Below are 17,666 nucleotides of genomic sequence, written 5' to 3'. Positions count from 1 at the left end.
TCGCCGGTGCCGGTCGCGTCACGGCGACCGTCGAGGAAGCGAATGGGCGAGCACCGGCCCGTCTCGCCGTGGCGCTCGATGATCTCGACATGCACCTGGGCGAACTGCCGGCGCCCTTCCTGACCAGCCAACACTTCCGCCTCTCGGCCACCCTGCCCCAGGCCGACCTGGCGACCCCACCGCGGGAGCCGGAGACGGCCAGCCTGCACTGGGAAGGCGCCGAAGTGCCGGACGTGAGCGTCTTCGCCCGCTATCTGCCGGCATCGGCCCCCTTCGCCCTGCACGGTGGCCGTGCCGGACTCGACGGCCGCCTCGACTATCGCGATGGCGTGGTCAGCGGCGACTTCGATCTCGCCGGCAGCGAGGTCGAGCTGGACCTGCTCGGCCGGCGGATCATCGGCGGGATGCACCTGGCACTGCGCCTGCCCGAACTCGACCCTGTCGGACAGCGACTCGATCTGTCCGGCACCCGGCTGCAAGTTCGCGCGGGGACGAGTGCCGACGATGCCCCCCTGACCAGCGACCTCACCCTGCACGAGGCCCGGCTGGCAGCGAACACGCCCCTGGAGGTGCTGATCGCCCGTCCCGGGGCGCTGCCACTCGATGGCCGCCTGGTAGTGAGCGGTCGGATCGACCAGTTGGGGTTCCTCGACCCGTTCCTGTCGGACGTCCTCGAGGGTCGTGGGCTCGAGCTGGAGGGTGGCGGCGACCTGGCCGCCCGCTTGACGCTGGCCCAGGGGCGGCTCTCCCCGGGCAGCCGCCTGAGGGTGGAGAGCGACGACCTGGCCGCGCGGCTGCTCGACTTCCGGGCCGGTGGCCGCGGTCGACTCGTCGCCGAGTGGCTCGACACCGGCGAGGGCGACGTCGCGCGGATAGGGATCACCCTGGAGGAGGCCGGCATGCATCGCCGTTCCGACGGCGCCAGGCTGCTCGAGGGGGCCAACCTGACGCTGACAGCCCAGGGACGACCGACGGCGGCCGCCGGGCGCCCGACCGCCGAATCGGTGGCGCTGGCCTGGCAGGATGCGACCCTTCCCGACGTGGCCGTGCTGAACCGCTACCTGCCGCCGGCCGCTCCCTTCGCGCTATCCCGCGGCGGCGCCACGACCCACGGCCAGCTGAGTATCGAGGGCGATGGCGCCAACGGGACCCTGCGGCTTGCCGGGCACGGCATCGCCGGCATCCTGTTCGGTGAAGCCATCGAGGGCGAGCTGGTGCTCGACCTGGCCCTGCGCGAGGCCCGGCTCGACGGCAGCCGGCTCGACCTGTCGGGCACACGCCTGGAGCTGCAGGCCGAGACCGAGCGTGCCGAGCAGGACCAGCGGCTGCGCACCGTGCTGGTCGCCCGCCAGGCCCGTTTCGCCCACCCGCTGCCATCGACCGACCGCCGTGGCCCGCGCAGCGGCCGGCTGATGCTCGAGGGGATGGTCAACCGGCTCGGCTTCCTCGACGCCTTTCTGCCCGAGGCCCATGGCCTGTCGATCCGCGGCAACGGCCGGCTCGAGGCCGACCTGCAACTACGGGACGAGACCCTGCTGCCGGGCAGCCGGCTACGCGTCGATGCCGATGACCTCGAGGCCCACTTCCTCGACCATGTCGCCGGCGGCCGCGGCACCCTGGACGCCCGCATCGAAGGTGAGGCGACCGCCCCCGGGGCCCGTCTCGAGCTGGGACTCCCACGTTTCGACCTGACACGCCAGGGCGAGGCACAGGCCCACCTGGAGGGGCGTCACTTCACCCTGGAGACCACCACGCCGGACTTCCGGATGAATGCCGGGCGCCCCCCCGCCGAGGCCTTCACCACCCGGATCGGCCTGCCCATCGCCGAGGTGGAGGATCTCGGCCTCTACAATGCCTATCTCCCCGACTCGGCCGGCCTCGAACTGCTCTCGGGCCGAGCCAGCCTCGAGACGGAACTGGTCCTCGAGGGCATGCGTGCCCGTGGCGACCTGACCCTGCAGGCCTTCGGCGCGACGCTGCGCCTGGCGGACCAGCACCTGGCCGGGGATCTTCGCCTGGAGGCACGGCTGCGCGATGGCGACCTGGCCGAACGGCGCTTCGACGCCTCGGGCTCGCGGCTGCGGCTGGACAACATTTCCCGCGAAGACGCCGCCGGCCGCCGGGATGCCGGCTGGTGGGCGAGGCTCGATCTCGAGGAGGGTCGTCTCACCTGGTCCCGGCCGCTGCTGCTGGATGCCCGCCTGGGCCTGGCCATGCGCGACAGCGGCCTGCTGGCGGGACTGTTCATCGCCGGGGCTCGAGAGCGCGACTGGCTCGGCCGCCTGCTGACCGTATCCGGCATCCGCGGCAGTGCTCGGGTCAGGCTCGACGATGACAGCCTGCAACTACGGGATGCCCGACTGGAGGGCGGCAACCTGACCCTGCTCGCCGATCTGGTGATGCGTGACGAGACCCTGGCGGGGGCCCTCTATGCGCGCCTGGGGAGCCTGGGCCTGGGCATCGCCCTGGAAGACGGTGAGACCCGGTTGCGCCTGCGGGCCCCTCGACGCTGGTACGAGGAGCGCCTGCCGGGGCATGACGCCGAGATACTCGAGTCTTCCCCACCCGTGTGGCACGAGGCCCTCGAGACCAGGCCCTGATGCGCTCGACCAGGCGCATCGGGTATGCAAGAGCGGCATGGGAAACGGTGCGATTACCGACTTTCGTTCATATTGCATCGCACCATGATGTGGTAGAATCCGCGCGACTTTCTGACCCTTCCCTTCCTCCTTTCCCAGGACTTTTCAGCCATGCTGACAACCTGCAGTTCACGACAAAGGCCCCGGCGACTCGCCTGGTGGTCGGGTACCCTCGTGCTCGCCGTTCTGGCCCTGCTGTTCAGTCCCTTCGCCCATGCGGTAACCGGCGAACTGGACATGACGGGCTCGATGGTCGGCTTCCTTGCCGTCGCCATCTTCGTCCTCGCCTATGCCCTGGTCATGGCCGAGGAAAAGATCCACATGCGCAAGTCCAAGCCGGTGCTGGTGGCGGCCGGCATCATCTGGTCGCTGATCGGCTGGGTCTATGTCCAGAACGGCTTGTCTGCCGATTCCGAGCACGCCTTCCGCGAGACCCTGCTGGAATTCACCGAGCTGATGCTGTTCCTGCTGGTGGCGATGACCTACATCAACGCCATGGAAGAGCGCCGGGTGTTCGACGCCCTGCGCTCCTGGATGGTCCGCAAGGGCTTCAGCTACCGCCAGTTGTTCTGGATCACCGGCGTACTGGCCTTCGTGATCTCGCCGATCGCCGACAACCTGACCACCGCGCTGCTGATGTGCGCCGTGGTGACCAAGGTGGCCGAGGGCGACAAGCGCTTCATCAACCTCTCCTGCGTCAATATCGTGGTGGCGGCCAACGCCGGGGGGGCCTTCAGCCCCTTCGGCGACATCACCACCCTGATGGTCTGGCAGGCCGGACTGATCGCCTTCAACGAGTTCTTCGTACTGCTGGTCCCGTCACTGGTCAACTTCCTGATCCCGGCCGTGGTGATGAGCGCCTTCATCAACAACCGCAAGCCGGACAGCGTCCAGGAAGACATCTGGCTCAAGCGCGGCGCCCGGCGCATCATCGCGCTGTTCCTGCTCACCGTAGCCACCGCCGTGGCTTGCCACACCCTGCTGCACCTGCCGCCGGTGCTGGGCATGATGACCGGTCTGGGCTACCTGCAGTTCTTCGGCTACTACCTGCGCCGCAGCCTGCCCCGCTCGCTGGAGCGCAAGCGCACCCGCTACAGTCAGCGCGGCGACCAGAAGAAACTCGAGCGGCTGGGCAGCGTGGTGCCCTTCGATGTATTCAGCCGTGTGGCCCGCGCCGAGTGGGATACCCTGCTGTTCTTCTACGGCGTGGTCATGTGCGTCGGCGGGCTCGGCTTCATGGGCTATCTGGGCCTGCTCTCCGAGGCCCTCTACACCGGCTGGGACGCCACCTGGGCCAACATCGCCCTGGGGGTGATCTCGGCGGTCGTCGACAACATTCCGGTGATGTTCGCCGTGCTCACCATGCAACCCGAGATGTCCCACGGCCACTGGCTGCTGATCACCCTGACCGCCGGCGTCGGCGGCAGCCTGCTCTCCATCGGCTCCGCCGCCGGCGTGGCGCTGATGGGCCAGGCCCGCGGCAACTATACCTTCATGGGCCACCTCCGCTGGGCGCCGGTGATCGCGCTCGGCTATGCCGCCAGCGTGGCCGTCCACCTGTGGCTGAACGCCGGCAGCTTCGCCATTTACGGCTGACCTCCCGCCCGGCGGCGCTCCGCCGCCGGGTCTTCCCTGTCGTGCGGCGTTGAAGCAAAAAAATCTACATTGCCTTCCAGTGATGTAGCGTATCGGGTTATGGTGGCTCGAAAAGGCACAGCCGGGCCCGAGTAGTCAGCTGATCTACTGGCGATTTCCCCGGCGTACCAACAAGAACTCGGGCAGCATGCTCGACACGGATGGCAGGGGGGGCAGGGTCATCGACTCATTCACAACCGAAGTGCGGACCATCACCGCACCGTGCATGCGCTTGACGCTTGGCAGACAAAGGGAACTCTCCACGCGATGCAGCTCCTCGTCCTGAACCGCTCTGCCGCAGCGGCAACCTACCGCGCACCGGCAGACGGCGAGTCTGGCTCATGGTACGGCTGACACGCAGCCTGCTGTGGGCCCTGCTGATGCTGGCGGGCTTTTCCTCGGTTCAGGCCGCGGAGCCCCCCGTGCTGCTCGTGGCCCATGCCGGGGTCGATTCGCGGCAACTGACCCGAGACACCACCCGCGCCATCTTCGCCATGCGCCAGCGTACTTGGCCCGATGGCCAGGCCGTGCGAGTCTTCGTACTGCCCAATGACCATCCGGTGCACGCGCGCTTCGCCAAGGAGCAACTGGCCGTCTACCCACACCAACTGCAGCTGGCCTGGGATCGCATGGTTTTCTCGGGCACCGGCCAGGCGCCCAACCGCGTTACCACCCAGGTCGAGATGCGCGAGCGCCTCGCCAGCACCCCGGGTGCCCTGGGCTATCTGGAAAGGGAGTACCTGGATGATCGTGTCCAAGTCATTACGATGGACTGAGGCCTGCGCCGGCATGCTGCTCGGCGGCCTGCTGCTGGTTACCAGCACGCAGGCCCGGGCCGAATCCCCTGTACTCGATACCCTGCAGATGCATGGCTTTCTCAGCCAGGCCCTGGTGATCACCGATCGCAACAACTTCTTCGGCCCCAGCAGCAGCGACAGCGGTAGCCTCAAGTACACCGAGATCGGCGCCAACGCCTCGCTCCGCCCTCATCAGGACGTGCTGATCGCCGCCCAGGTGCTGAGTCGCCGCGCCGGCGGCGACGGCAGTGACGCCAAGCCCGTGCTGGACTACGGTATCGTCGACTACCAGATGCTCTCCAACCAGCAGCGCACCCTGGGCGTACAGGTCGGCCGCTTCAAGAACCCGTTCGGCTTCTATAACCAGACCCGGGACGTGGCCTTCACCCGCCCGAGCATCCTGCTCCCGCAATCGATCTACTTCGACCGCACCCGATCGCTTGGACTGGCCGCGGATGGCGTGTCGGCCTACATGGAAGAGCGACTGGCCACGGGAAATATTCGGGCACACATCGGTATCGGGGATACACAAACCGGCAATGACCTGCGGCAGACGCTCCGGCTGGATACCTTTCCCGGCAAGCTGGAACCCAAGACCTCGGCGATCGCCCAGGTTCGTTATGAACATGACGGTGGCCGTTTCGTGGCCGCGCTCACCACCGCCAGCGCCAATGCCCGTTTCACCTCCCGCACCCCGGGCCTCAGCAACGGGGATTTCTATTTCCGTCCCTGGATCCTGTCGCTGCAATACAACGAAGAGCTCTGGAGCCTCACCGGTGAGTTCGCCCTGCGAAATTCAGGGCTCGAGAACTTCAACGATCCGAGGTTCAACTTCGATGTGACAGGCGAGAGCTGGTACGTCCAGTATACCCGCCGCTTCCATGACGACTGGCAGTGGCTGGTACGCTATGACAGCCTGACCAGCAACCGGGATGACCGTTCCGGCAAGGCCTTTGCGGCCAGCGGTGCCGGTCCCGCTCACTCCCAGTTCGCCAATGACATCACCCTGGGACTGCAGTGGAACATCAATCCCCGGGTGCTGATGGCGGCCGAATACCATCATGTCGACGGTACCGGCTGGCTGCCCAACCAGGACAACCCCGACTCGAGCGAAACCAGCCGCCGCTGGAACATGCTGCTGTTCCAGCTTTCGCTCCGCTTCTGACGCGCCGGACTCGCGGCTTCCCCTCCACTGGCCCGGGACATGCTGGAATGAGCGCCAAGAACGCCCATGAAACACGCCATCGCCTGAGCCTGACCTGGCGGGTCATTGCGCTGAGCAGCCTGCTGCTGCTGGGCCTGGTGGTGCTGTTCTCGTGGCTCGGCCATGCCAACCTGACGCGGCAGTTCCAGGAGAGCCGCGACGAGCACAACGAACGCCAGATGCGCGAGATCCATCTCGCCCTGCAACGCTCGGAGGGTGCCCTTCAGCAGTTGGCCGCCCTGACCGCCGCCTCTCCCCAGCTAGGACCCGCCCTGGAGCTTCGCCAACGGGATGCCATCCTCACCTCCCTGCGCCCCCAGTGGCCGACCCTGCAGCTCGAGGCCGGTATCGACGAGATACTCGTCTTCGATGCACAAGGGGAGCAACTGGCCGACTGGGGAGACGGCCAGGCACAGGATACGCGACCGATCCAGACCTGGGTCCGCCGGGTCATGGACACCGAGGTACCCCTGACGGCCCTGCGCTGCTCGACCGATTGCCGGCAGTATGCCGCGGTGCCTGTGCTGGTCGAAGGCCAGAGCGTCGGCACGGTGGTCCTGTCGCGCTCGCTGGCCGACGTGACGCGCCAGGCACAGCAGGTGTCCGGCAGTGACGTCGCCCTGCTGGTCACCGGCCCCATGGCCGCAGACGATCGATTGGACGCCGAACGCCACCTGGAGGCATGGAACGGCTACCTGGTGGCCCTGACCCGGCAGGAAGAGAACCTCTCGCTGTTGAGAACCGCCTCGCAACAGGCGGCGATGCCGGATCTCGTGCAGGCCCCGCTGCAGCTTCGCCATCGCAGACGCGACATCGAGCTCAGCGCGGTGCGCATGGAGGAGGATGGTGACCGCCGCAGCACGGGCTACTTCCTGATGGCCTCGGACATCACCTCCCAGATCGGGGCCATCAACCAGGATACCCGCACCCTGATGCTCGTCGGCCTGGGCGGCTGGTTGGCGGCCGAACTGCTGCTGCTGGCCATTCTGCTGAGCCCCATGGCGAGGCTGCGCCGCCTCGCCGGGGTACTGCCGGTGCTCGCCCATGGTGGCTTCGCCGAGGCACGAGCCGCCATCCCCCACCCCAGGCGCCGACTCACCGACGAGATCGACGTGCTGGAAGGCACCACCCTCGAGCTCTCGAGTCAGCTGGAGACCCTCGAGCAGGAGGTCAGCGCCCGCGGCGAACAGCTGGCCGAACGGGTCGAGGAACTGGCCCGTGAGCGGGACTTCGTCGGCAGCCTGTTGGATACCGCCCGCGTCTTCATCGTCACCCAGGACGAGCATGGGCGGATCACCCTGGTCAACGACTACGCCTTGTCCGTGATGGCCATACGGGAAGAGAAGTTGCTGGGCCGCCACTTCGATGATGTCTTCGCGGCCCCATCCATCGGCACCACGGGTCTCGCCGTTCCGCATCAGGAAGAGCGCACCCTGGTGACGACGGAAGGCCGGCACCGAACCATCGCCTGGTACCATGCCCCCTTGCCTACCGGCAACGACGGCACCCCCGCGCGCATCTCGGTCGGGCTCGACATCACCGAACGCAAGGCGGCGGAAGCACGGCTGACCTGGCTCGCCGAGCGCGATGCCCTGACCGAGCTCTACAACCGTCGTTATTTCCAGGAAGCCCTCGGCAGCGCCCTGCAACAGGGCCGGAGTGGCGCCGTGCTGCTGATGGACCTCGATCAGTTCAAGGACGTCAACGAGCTGAGTGGCCATCAGGCAGGCGACCGCCTGCTGCGCAAGGTCGCCGACACGCTCTTCCAGGAGCTGGGCCACCGTGGGGTGATCGCGCGGCTGGGGGGGGACGAATTCGCGCTGCTGCTGGAGGGAGCCGATGCCGAGCAGGCAGTACGTGTCGCCCAGCAGATCACCCACCTGCTCGAGTCCATCGGCTTCGATGCCGGCGGGCGCCGGCACAGTGTCACCGCCAGTACCGGCATCGCCCTGTTCCCGGCCCTGGGCGACAATCCCACCGACCTGATGGCCAATGCCGATGTGGCCATGTACAAGGCCAAGGGGGACGGCATCCAGCGCTGGCACCTGCTCTCCCCTCTCGAGAATGCCAAGGACGAGTTGCAGGAGCGCGTCTACTGGGTCGAGCGTGTCCGCAAGGCACTCAAGGACGACGATTTCGAACTGATGGTGCAACCCATCATGCGCCTGGAGGACGGGGACATACGCCACTACGAGGTGCTACTGCGCATGCGCGATGCCGATGGCAGCCTGATCTCGCCCGGCCGCTTCATCCCGCTGGCGGAACGCAGCGGCCAGATCGTCCAGATCGACCGCTGGGTACTCCGCCACAGCCTGCAGGTCCTGAGACACCTGCAGGAGAAGGGCATCAGCCTGGCGATCAACCTCTCGGGCCAGTCCCTCCACGATGACGGCATGAAGCAATTCCTCGCCGACGAGCTCAACGCCAGCGGCGCCGATCCGAACTACCTGATCCTCGAGGTCACCGAGACCGCCGCCGTGACCGACTTTTCCACCGCACGCGGGGTACTGCAGGCGATGCGCGATCTCGGTTGTCGCACCGCCCTGGATGATTTCGGCGTCGGCTTCAGCAGCTTCCACTATCTGGGGCAGTTGCCGGTGGACTACATCAAGATCGACGGAAGCTTCATCCGCAGCCTGCCGGTCAGTGCCGACAGTCGAGTCATCGTGAAGGCGATCGCCGATATCGCCAGCGGCTTCGGCAAGCAGGCGATCGCCGAATTCGTCGATCAGGAAGCCCTGTTGCCGATTCTGCAGTCGTACGGCATCTCCTATGGGCAGGGCTTTCATCTCGGCAGGCCCATCGCCCTCGAAGAGGCCTTCGGCATTCTGCCCAAAAGAAGCTAATATAAAATTTTAAACAACACGAGCTTCTGATACGACCATTACGCAAGGGAATCAATGCATGACCTCCGCCTCCTCCTCGCCTGGAAACGAAAGATCGATAACGGAGCTGTTTCATTGCTTTAGAAACGAATTCAGTTTCAAGCTACCCTGCAATGAACAGGAAAAGCGCCGTGCCTATCATCTGCGCCATGATGTCTACTGCGCAGAATTGCACTATGAGCCCCCCACGGATGCCGAGCGTCAGCTTGAATATGACGCCTTCGATGACAGCGCCATTCACTGCGTGGTCGAGCACAATCGGACAGGGTTGACGGTGGGATGCATGCGTGTCGTCCTGATACCGGTCCGCGGCGACTTCTCGAACCGAAAGCTTCCTCTGCTCACCTACGGGGGGCAGAGCCTGACGCACCCCTCGCTACATCCCGACGGCTTCCCCAAGGAGAGTATCTGCGAAGTTTCCAGGCTCGCGGTACACCCTTCATTCCGGAAGACCAGAAGCAACATCGCGGGCGTCAAGGAAAAGGACATTCACGACCTGGAGGTCGAGCATCGCTCCCTACCGGTAGGGCTGAGCCTGTTCTTTGCGGCAACGGCCATCGTGGGAATGGCGAACAGGCAGCATGTGTTCGCCATGATGGAGCCACGATTTGCGAGACTCCTGAAGATATCAGGCCTGAAATTCCAGAAAGTCGGTGACTTGATCGATTACCACGGCCCGCGGGCGGCATTCTACATCGACCAGCGACAGGCCGAGGCGGAGATGCATGAAGAGTTGAAGCCGCTTTATCGGCACATCAAGCAGCAGCTGGCTCCTCAACTCGCGGCCGCCATGCCGCACCGCAGGCTCGCGACGTCAACGTCATGACCCCGCCGGGGACAGGTCCGGCCCCGGGTAGAGCCTTCCCGGCCAGCGCAACACCATGATGGCCAGCACGTTGCGATGCTCCCCTCGCGCCAGGTCGGTGCCGCCCGAGGGAGAAGGAATCATGCCCGCCGCGGGATCCACGGCCGCCGCCAGTGCATCGCGGACCCGCCCCACCACGGGGTGGTCCTCCCGTCCGGCCAGCAGGAAGCTGAGGGCGACCTCGGCCTGAATATCCTCGGTGGCCCGGGCCAGGATATCCTCGATCTCTCGCTCGAACGCCTCCAGCACCCAGGCGAACTCCTCCGCATCCACGCGCTGCTGGTAGTAACGGCTGGCGGCGATCACGAAGTGGGTCATGCCGTAGAGCCTGTTGAAGTACTCCTCCTCGTCGAGCCACTCGGCACTGCCGGCCGGATACTGATGCCGGAAGGCGTCGACCACCTCGCGACGCAGGTCGACGATGCCCAGCTGATGCAGGAACACCACCTGGTTGGCCACCTGCGCCGCATAGATGCGCATGACCTCCGGATCGACGAAAAAGGCCCGCCAGTCGACCCCGGCGAGATAGTCCCGTGCCCGCGCCAGGTTCTCGATTTCCGGCAGGAGGCCATGGTAATCGGCCTGGACCAGACGGAAGAGCAGCTGCCTGGCGAAGGCGATCTCCCCCCAGTCGGCCAGCATTTCCCGCCTGGCCCGCCGCTTGGCGGTGCGCTGCGGATACCCCTCGACGATCTCGCGGCTGCGCGCGGCGGCATGACCGGGCTCCGCCAGCCCGGCGATCTCCTCGTCGAGCTGCTGCAGCAGGCGCCGACCATACTCGCGGTTGAGCTCGAGGTAACGGTCATCGCCGGTGATCCGATAGAGCCGCTGGGCATAGTGGCGCTGCTTGCCCGGCGGCAATTCGGGCAGTGCCGCCTCGTAGACGGCCTGGATGGCGAGCCCCGCTTGACGGTGACGCTCGCGTTCGAGCTCCGGCGCGAAGGCGGCGCAACCGACCAGCAGTGCCAGCAGACCGAACCATGCCCAGCGCAGGAGCGGGGAACCTCGTCGTGATGCCTGGACGGTCATGCTCGAGGCCTCGACTTGCGCTTCGACTGTCCCGGACGAATCAACCGGACCCGTACCTTGGGCCTGGCGGTCGGCGGCGGCCGGTCAGGGGGCTCGCCTTGGGGAGGAACCCTGTCGGGGGACGGTGGGATGACCACCCAGGCGAAGACCGGCAGGGTCAGCCGCCAGTAGATGGCCGCCAGGCGCAGGCAGAGCGTGACCCCGAGAGCCAGGACGATGGTCACCGCGACGGGGCTGCCCAGCGCCTCGAGCATCACGTAGGTCACGCCACCGGCGATGGAGGCCGTGGCATAGACCTCCTGGCGCAGCACCATCGGCACCCGGCGCGCCAGCACGTCGCGCACCATGCCGCCGGCCACGCCGGTCAACAGCCCCATCAGCACCGCCACCACGCCGGGGGTCTCGAGCAACAAGGCCTTGTGGGTGCCGATCACGGTGAACAGCGCCAGGCCGAAGGCATCGGCCACCGGCAGGAAGACCCGCGACAGGCGGTGGATATAGTGAAACCCCAGGATCGACAGCCCCACCGTGCCCAGGATCACCCAGAGGTAGGTCGGGTCGGAGACCCAGAACACCGGGCGGACCCCCAGCACCAGGTCGCGCAGCGTGCCGCCGCCGATGCCGGTCACCGCCGCCAGTACCAGCATGCCGAAGGGGTCCATTCGCGAACGGCAGGCGAGGATCACCCCCGACAGCGCAAAGACGATCACCCCTGCCATGTCCAGCCAGTAGACTGCCCCTGTCACATCTCGTCCTCCCTTACGACATGGGCGGCAGCATAGCGCATCGCCGACGACTTGCCTTTGACCTTCGTCGCAACCCGCCCGCAGGCCGGTGCCGCTCGGGCATACTGGAGTGCCTCGTTCCCCCCATGATCCGAGCCCGATGCCGCTGATCCAGGAAAAGCTCGCGCCGCCACCCCTGCCCCTGTCGCTGGTGGCCCGTCCGCGCCTCAATGACCGTTTCGTGCTCGACGAGCGCATCCGCGTGCTGGTGGTGCAGGCGCCGCCCGGTTACGGCAAGAGCACGCTGGTGGCGGAGCGCCTGCCGGCCCTGGAACAGCGGGCCGCCTGGCTGCGGCTGGACGAGCGGGACGACGAGCCGGCGCGCTTTGCCGGCTACTTCCATGCCGCCCTGGCGACGCTCTGTGGCGACTCACCGGTCGGCGAGCCAGTGGCCAGTGCCTTCCTGCCCCACGACGGCCGGGGCTTCAGTGATGCCGTGGAGGCCTGGCTCACCGCACTGCCCGACGCCGCCGAGCCCTGTCGGCTGGTGATCGACGAGTTCGAGCACCTGTCTCACCCCGAGATCCTCGCGGGGCTCAGCCACTGGCTGCGCCACCAGCCGACCTGGCTGACGCTGACGCTGGTCTCGCGAACCCACCCGGCGCTGGGCCTCCCCGCGCTGCGCCTGCGCGGCGAGCTCGAGGAGATCGGCCTGACGGAGCTGGCCTTCGACCTGGAGGAGGCCCAGACCCTGTGCGCCGAGCAGCTCAGCTTCCCGCCCACCCGGGTCAGCCTCGAGCGCGCCCTGCGGCGTACCGAGGGCTGGGTCATGGCACTGGCCTGGTTGATCGAACGCACCACGACCCGGGCCGGCTTCGACAGCCTCGTCGACCGTCTCGATGGTGCCCACCCCGACTTCGTGGCGTGGTTCGACGACCTGCTGCAACAGACCCTCGACGAACCGGAGCGCCGGTTGCTGCTCCAGCTCGGCGTGCTCGAGCGCTTTTCGCCGGCCCTGGTGGCTCGCCTCGTCGAGGGCGACCGGATCTTCCAGCGCCTCGAGGCCCTGGAGCGGCAGGGCCTGTTCCTGCAGCGCCTCGACCCCCATGACCAGTGGTTCCGCTTCCACCGCTTGTTCGCCGGCTACCTGCGCCATCGCCGCGACGAGTTGAGCCCGGAAACCCAGTGTCGGTTGCACCGGCGAGCCAGCCAGGCCTGGCTGGCGCTCAATGACCCGGCCATGGCCCTGGGCCAGGCCATCGAGGCGAACGACCCGGCCGCCCTGGCCGCCCTGCTCGAGGGACACGGCCCGCACCTGCTGGCCAACGGCCACTTCTCGCTGATGGCCCGGGCACTGGCAAGCCTGGGTGACACGCGTATCGCCGCCTCGCCCCACCTGACGCTGCTGCACGGCTGGGTCACCCACGCCCAGTACCAGTTCTCGCGCACCCGCCAGGCCATCGACTGGATAGAGGCCCAGCTCGAGACGCCGGCGTGGCAGGAACTCGCCGCCGAGTTCGCCACCCTGCGCGCCCAGTTGGCCATCAACCAGGGCGATGCCGAGCGTGCCGCCCCCCTGGCCGAGCAGGCACTGATCCTCCCCGCCCGCTATCTCGCGGCGACGCCGGCCACGGCGGCGGCGCTGCTCGGCGAGTCGCGCTTCGTGCAGGGGCACCTGGACGAGTCCCTGCAGCGGGTGCGCGAGGTGGAGCGCGAGGCAGGCCGCATCGACGACGACCAGCTACGGCTCTGGTCGCTCTGCCACCAGTCCGAGACCCTGGTCGCCCAGGGGCGACTGCAGGCCGCCTTCGACATCCAGGAACGAGCCATCGCCCACGTCGAGCGCAGCGGGCTGGATCGCCTGCCGGTTTCGGAGTTCCTCTACCGCATTCGCAGCCAGCTGCTGTGGGAGTGGCACCGGCTGGACGAATCCGAGCAGGCGGCGCTGAAGGGCATCGCCGTGCTCGACAACCAGGGCGAGCGCTGGAGCCTGCAGTGCCACATCAGCCTGGCCAAGGTGGCCCAGGCCCGTGGCGACCAGGCCCAGTGCGCCGACCATATCCGCCGCCTGCGCAAGATCCTCGCCGAGGGCGACTACCACATCGACTGGCAGGCCAATGCCCACGCCACCCTGCTCGCCTGGTGGCAGTCCACCGAGGACCTCGACGCCGTGGCCCGCTGGTGGCAGGAGGCCCCGCCGGGCGACCCGGCGACGGCCAGCAACCACTTCGCCCAGTGCAACCTGCGCAACCATGCCCGCGCCCTGACCCTGCTCGGCCGGCATGACGAGGCCCACGCCCTGCTGACGGCTCTCGAGGCACAGACCGAACGCCTCGGCCTGGTCACCGACGCCAACCGCAACCGGCTCTGCCTGGCCGCCCTGGAGTGGCAGCGCGGCCGGCACGAGGCGGCGCTGGAGCATCTCGCCCAGGCCCTGGAGCTCGCCTCCCGCACGGCCCTGATCGGCAGCTTCCTGCGCCTCGGCCGCCCCCTCGGCGAGATGCTGCCGGCCCTGCTGGCGACCGACCGGCTCGACGACCTGGCCCAGGCCCGGGCGCGGCGGCTCGTCGAGTTGGCCGGCCGCCAGCGCGATTTCGGCCGCGGCGTCAGGCTGATGCTCGACGAATCGGTGATCGCCGATATCGTCGCGCGCCCCGACGTCCCCGAGCTGATCCGTACCTCCCCGCTGACCCGTCGCGAGTGGCAGATCCTCGGCCTGATCCATGCCGGGCTCTCCAACGAGCAGATCGCCGAGCAGCTCGCGGTGGCCCCCACCACCATCAAGACCCATATCAGGAGCCTCTACCAGAAGCAGAACATCCGCCGCCGCGAGGAAGCCATCGCCCTGGCCGGCGACCTGCTCGCCCGGATTCAGGGGGAGTAGACTCCTCCCCCCACCTACGCCGCCCCTCCTCCCCTCGGGAGGATGTCCCTGCCCGACACTGCCGCCACCATGATCCTGGACGTTTTTTCCTGCGGCTCACGCCCGCGCGGGCCCCACGACAAGGACAAGGTGCATGACCACAGAGACTTCCCCCTGTTTCGGCAAGCACGGCGCCGACTGGTGGCGCGGCGCGGTGATCTACCAGATCTACCCGCGCAGCTTCATGGATGCCAACGATGATGGCGTCGGCGACCTGCAGGGCGTGATCGACAGGCTCGACTACATCGCCTCGCTCAATGTCGACGCCATCTGGCTGTCGCCCTTCTTCACCTCGCCGATGAAGGACTTCGGCTACGACGTCAGCGACTACCGGGGCGTCGATCCGATGTTCGGCACCCTGGAGGACTTCGACCGCCTGGTGGAGGCCGCCCACGCCCGCGGCCTCAAGGTGACCATCGACCAGGTGCTCTCCCACAGCTCCGACCAGCACCCCTGGTTCGAGGAGAGCCGGGCGAGCCGCGACAACCCCCGCGCCGACTGGTACGTGTGGGCCGACGCCAAGCCGGACGGCTCACCACCCACCAACTGGCAGTCGGTGTTCGGCGGCAGTGCCTGGCAGTGGGACACCCGCCGCTGTCAGTACTACCTGCACAACTTCCTGGTCGAGCAACCGGACCTCAACTTCCGCCACCCCGCGGTGGTCGAGGCGATCCTCGGCGAGGTGCGCTTCTGGCTGGAGCGCGGCGTCGACGGCTTCCGCCTCGATGCGGTCAACTTCTGCACCCATGGGGCGCTCGAGGACAACCCGCCCTCGACGCTGATCGAGGAAGGCGCCATCGGCGTGCGCCCGGACAACCCCTACGGGTTCCAGCGGCACCTCCACGACAAGACCCAACCCGAGAACCTGGTGTTCCTGGAACGGCTGCGCGCCCTGCTCGACGAGTATCCCGGCACCACCAGCGTCGGCGAGGTGGGCGACGACGACTCCCTGGGGGTGATGGCCGACTACACCCGGGGCGGCAATCGCCTGCACATGTGCTACTCCTTCAACCTGCTGACCGAGACCGCCGACCCGCACTACCTGCACGAGACCCTCTCCGAGATGGAGGCGCGTATCGGCGACGGCTGGCCTTGCTGGGCGCTGGGCAACCACGACGTGACGCGCCTCGCCACGCGCTGGCAGGCCGAGAACGAGCCGGCGAAGCTGCGCCTCTACCTGGCCTTCCTGCTCACCCAGCGCGGCAGCGTCTGCCTCTACCAGGGCGAGGAGCTGGGCCTCACCGAGGCCGAGCTGACTTTCGAACAGCTCGTCGACCCCGCCGGGATCACCTTCTGGCCGTCCTACAAGGGCCGCGATGGCTGTCGCACGCCCATGCCGTGGCAGGCCGATGCCCGCCATGGCGGCTTCTCCGGCACGGCGCCCTGGCTGCCGGTACCCGACGATCACCTGGGCCTGGCGGTGGATCAACAGGACGACGATCCCGCGTCGCTGCTCAACGCCTACCGCACCTTCCTGGCCTTCCGCCGCGGGCTGCCGGCGCTGGTCAAGGGGGCGGTGCACTACCACCCGGTACGCGACGAGGTGCTGTGCCTGGAGCGCACCCATGGCGACCAGCGCCTGCTGGTGGCGCTGAACTTCGCGGGCGAGGCCCGCACGCTACCGGCCCCCCGCCAGGCCAAGGCCCTGGAGGGTGCCCCGGCGCTGATCAACGGCGAGTGGGCGCACGGCAAGCTGCACCTGCCCGCCCATGGCATCGCCATCGCGCGCTGCGCGCAATCCACAGAGGAGGACACCACATGGGCCGTCTGACACTGGCAGGCATCGGCAAGGACTACGACGGGGTCGAGATCTCGCGGGACATCGACCTGACCATCGAGGACGGCGAATTCGTCGTCTTCGTCGGCCCCTCTGGCTGCGGCAAGTCGACCCTGCTGCGCATGATCGCCGGGCTCGAGGACATCACCCGCGGCGAGATGTGCCTGGACGGCGAGCGCATCAACGAGATCCCACCCCAGGAGCGGGACATCGGCATGGTGTTCCAGTCCTACGCCCTCTATCCGCACATGAGCGTGGCCGAGAACATGGCCTTCGGCCTGAAGCTCGCCCGCACCGACAAGGCCGAGATCCGCCGGCGTGTCGACCATGCCGCCGAGATGCTGCACCTCACCGAACTGCTCGAGCGCCGCCCCAAGGACCTGTCCGGTGGCCAGCGCCAGCGGGTGGCCATCGGCCGCACCCTGGTCAAGCAGCCGGCGGTGTTCCTGTTCGACGAGCCGCTCTCGAACCTCGACGCCGCCCTGCGGGTCGACATGCGGGTACAGATCGCCGAGCTGCACCGGCGCCTGCGCGCCACCATGATCTACGTGACCCACGACCAGGTCGAAGCCATGACGCTCGCCGATCGCATCGTGCTGCTCGCGCGCGGGCGCATCGCCCAGGTCGGCGCCCCGCTGTCGCTCTACCACTTCCCCAGGACCCTCGAGGTCGCCGAGTTCATCGGCTCGCCGCGCATCAACACCCTGCCGGTCACGGTAGTCGACCCGGGCCGCCAGCGCACCGCGGTGCGCCTGCCGAGCGGCGACACCCTGGCCGTGGCGGTGGACGGCGCCCGCCTCAGGGCCGGCGACGACGCCACCCTCGGCGTGCGCGCCGAGGACTTCGTCGCCCCCGACCAGGCCGAGGTACGCCTGGCGGCACGGCTGATGGTCGCCGAGAAGCTCGGCTACGAGACCCTCGCCCACCTGCGCCTCGATGGCGTCGCGGCGACCCTCACCCAGCGCCTCGAGGGCCTGACCCACCTCGAGGATGACCAGACCGTCGAACTGGGGCTGGCCGGTGAGCGCTGCCACCTGTTCGGCCCCGACGGCGACGCCTGCCCACGCCAGGTGCAGATTCCCGGCGTGACCCACTAGCTCCAGCGTCCACGGCCGCCAGCGGCGCCCCGATCTCGTCAGAGGTCGGGGCGTCTTGCTATCGGTGGCTCCCCCGCACGGACAAGAAGA

Annotated in this window: 11 protein-coding genes; 9 read left to right on the top strand and 2 right to left on the bottom strand. The window is 67.8% G+C overall.

Annotated elements, in window-relative coordinates; genetic code table 11:
• The 6 genes from C1H66_RS22935 to C1H66_RS15335 form a co-directional block, all read left to right on the top strand.
• On the top strand, nt 1–2,600 hold a 2,600-nt coding region (locus C1H66_RS22935; RefSeq protein ID WP_170064164.1), incomplete at its 5' end, for a hypothetical protein.
• Between the two features lie 150 nt (nt 2,601–2,750).
• Complete coding sequence (gene nhaD / locus C1H66_RS15355; protein ID WP_102628756.1) at nt 2,751–4,235, top strand: sodium:proton antiporter NhaD; 1,485 nt, start codon at nt 2,751–2,753, stop codon at nt 4,233–4,235.
• Nucleotides 4,236–4,654: 419 nt separating this feature from the next.
• Nucleotides 4,655–5,050, top strand: a complete 396-nt coding sequence (locus C1H66_RS15350) for a hypothetical protein (RefSeq protein WP_102628761.1) — start codon at nt 4,655–4,657, stop codon at nt 5,048–5,050.
• Nucleotides 5,019–6,236, top strand: coding sequence for a hypothetical protein (locus C1H66_RS15345; protein WP_170064163.1), 1,218 nt, complete (start codon nt 5,019–5,021; stop codon nt 6,234–6,236). The genes C1H66_RS15350 and C1H66_RS15345 overlap by 32 nt, the downstream gene beginning before the upstream one ends.
• Before the next feature lie 47 nt (nt 6,237–6,283).
• Nucleotides 6,284–9,121: a bifunctional diguanylate cyclase/phosphodiesterase gene (locus C1H66_RS15340; RefSeq protein WP_102628754.1), complete on the top strand. Its 2,838-nt coding sequence runs from the start codon at nt 6,284–6,286 to the stop codon at nt 9,119–9,121.
• A 58-nt stretch (nt 9,122–9,179) separates the two neighbouring features.
• Nucleotides 9,180–9,986: a PEP-CTERM/exosortase system-associated acyltransferase gene (locus C1H66_RS15335; RefSeq protein WP_102628753.1), complete on the top strand. Its 807-nt coding sequence runs from the start codon at nt 9,180–9,182 to the stop codon at nt 9,984–9,986.
• Here C1H66_RS15335 and C1H66_RS15330 read toward each other — a convergent pair.
• Both C1H66_RS15330 and C1H66_RS15325 read right to left on the bottom strand, forming a co-directional pair.
• Entirely contained in the window at nt 9,981–11,054 is a 1,074-nt protein-coding gene (locus C1H66_RS15330; RefSeq protein ID WP_102628752.1) for a DUF3541 domain-containing protein, read from the bottom strand. The genes C1H66_RS15335 and C1H66_RS15330 overlap by 6 nt on opposite strands.
• Nucleotides 11,051–11,800 (bottom strand): trimeric intracellular cation channel family protein, encoded by a 750-nt coding sequence (locus C1H66_RS15325; protein WP_102628751.1) that lies wholly within the window; start codon nt 11,798–11,800, stop codon nt 11,051–11,053. The genes C1H66_RS15330 and C1H66_RS15325 overlap by 4 nt, the downstream gene beginning before the upstream one ends.
• Nucleotides 11,801–11,939: 139 nt before the next feature.
• Between C1H66_RS15325 and malT the strand changes: the two genes are divergently transcribed.
• From malT to ugpC, 3 genes are all read left to right on the top strand, one after another.
• Entirely contained in the window at nt 11,940–14,663 is a 2,724-nt protein-coding gene (gene malT, locus C1H66_RS15320; RefSeq protein ID WP_102628750.1) for an HTH-type transcriptional regulator MalT, read from the top strand.
• 133 nt (nt 14,664–14,796) lie between these two features.
• On the top strand, nt 14,797–16,473 hold the full coding sequence (locus tag C1H66_RS15315; protein WP_102628749.1) for an alpha-amylase family glycosyl hydrolase: 1,677 nt from the start codon (nt 14,797–14,799) through the stop codon (nt 16,471–16,473).
• Entirely contained in the window at nt 16,461–17,576 is a 1,116-nt protein-coding gene (gene ugpC / locus C1H66_RS15310; RefSeq protein ID WP_102628748.1) for a sn-glycerol-3-phosphate ABC transporter ATP-binding protein UgpC, read from the top strand. Before C1H66_RS15315 ends, ugpC begins: the two co-directional genes overlap by 13 nt.
• Nucleotides 17,577–17,666 lie beyond the last annotated feature (90 nt).

This window comes from Halomonas heilongjiangensis (assembly GCF_002879645.1).
Lineage (GTDB): Bacteria > Pseudomonadota > Gammaproteobacteria > Pseudomonadales > Halomonadaceae > Halomonas > Halomonas heilongjiangensis.
This window is presented reverse-complemented; position numbering and strand designations above follow the sequence as displayed.

What these genes read in the sequence shown, in the direction of transcription:
- nhaD (WP_102628756.1), top strand. Translation starts at nt 2,751, where the DNA reads ATGCTGACAACCTGCAGTTCACGACAAAGGCCCCGGCGACTCGCCTGG.
- C1H66_RS15350 (WP_102628761.1), top strand. Translation starts at nt 4,655, where the DNA reads ATGCTGGCGGGCTTTTCCTCGGTTCAGGCCGCGGAGCCCCCCGTGCTG.
- C1H66_RS15345 (WP_170064163.1), top strand. Translation starts at nt 5,019, where the DNA reads ATGATCGTGTCCAAGTCATTACGATGGACTGAGGCCTGCGCCGGCATG.
- C1H66_RS15335 (WP_102628753.1), top strand. Translation starts at nt 9,180, where the DNA reads ATGACCTCCGCCTCCTCCTCGCCTGGAAACGAAAGATCGATAACGGAG.
- C1H66_RS15315 (WP_102628749.1), top strand. Translation starts at nt 14,797, where the DNA reads ATGACCACAGAGACTTCCCCCTGTTTCGGCAAGCACGGCGCCGACTGG.
- C1H66_RS15330 (WP_102628752.1), bottom strand. Translation starts at nt 11,054, where the DNA reads ATGACCGTCCAGGCATCACGACGAGGTTCCCCGCTCCTGCGCTGGGCA.
- ugpC (WP_102628748.1), top strand. Translation starts at nt 16,461, where the DNA reads ATGGGCCGTCTGACACTGGCAGGCATCGGCAAGGACTACGACGGGGTC.
- C1H66_RS15340 (WP_102628754.1), top strand. Translation starts at nt 6,284, where the DNA reads ATGAGCGCCAAGAACGCCCATGAAACACGCCATCGCCTGAGCCTGACC.
- malT (WP_102628750.1), top strand. Translation starts at nt 11,940, where the DNA reads ATGCCGCTGATCCAGGAAAAGCTCGCGCCGCCACCCCTGCCCCTGTCG.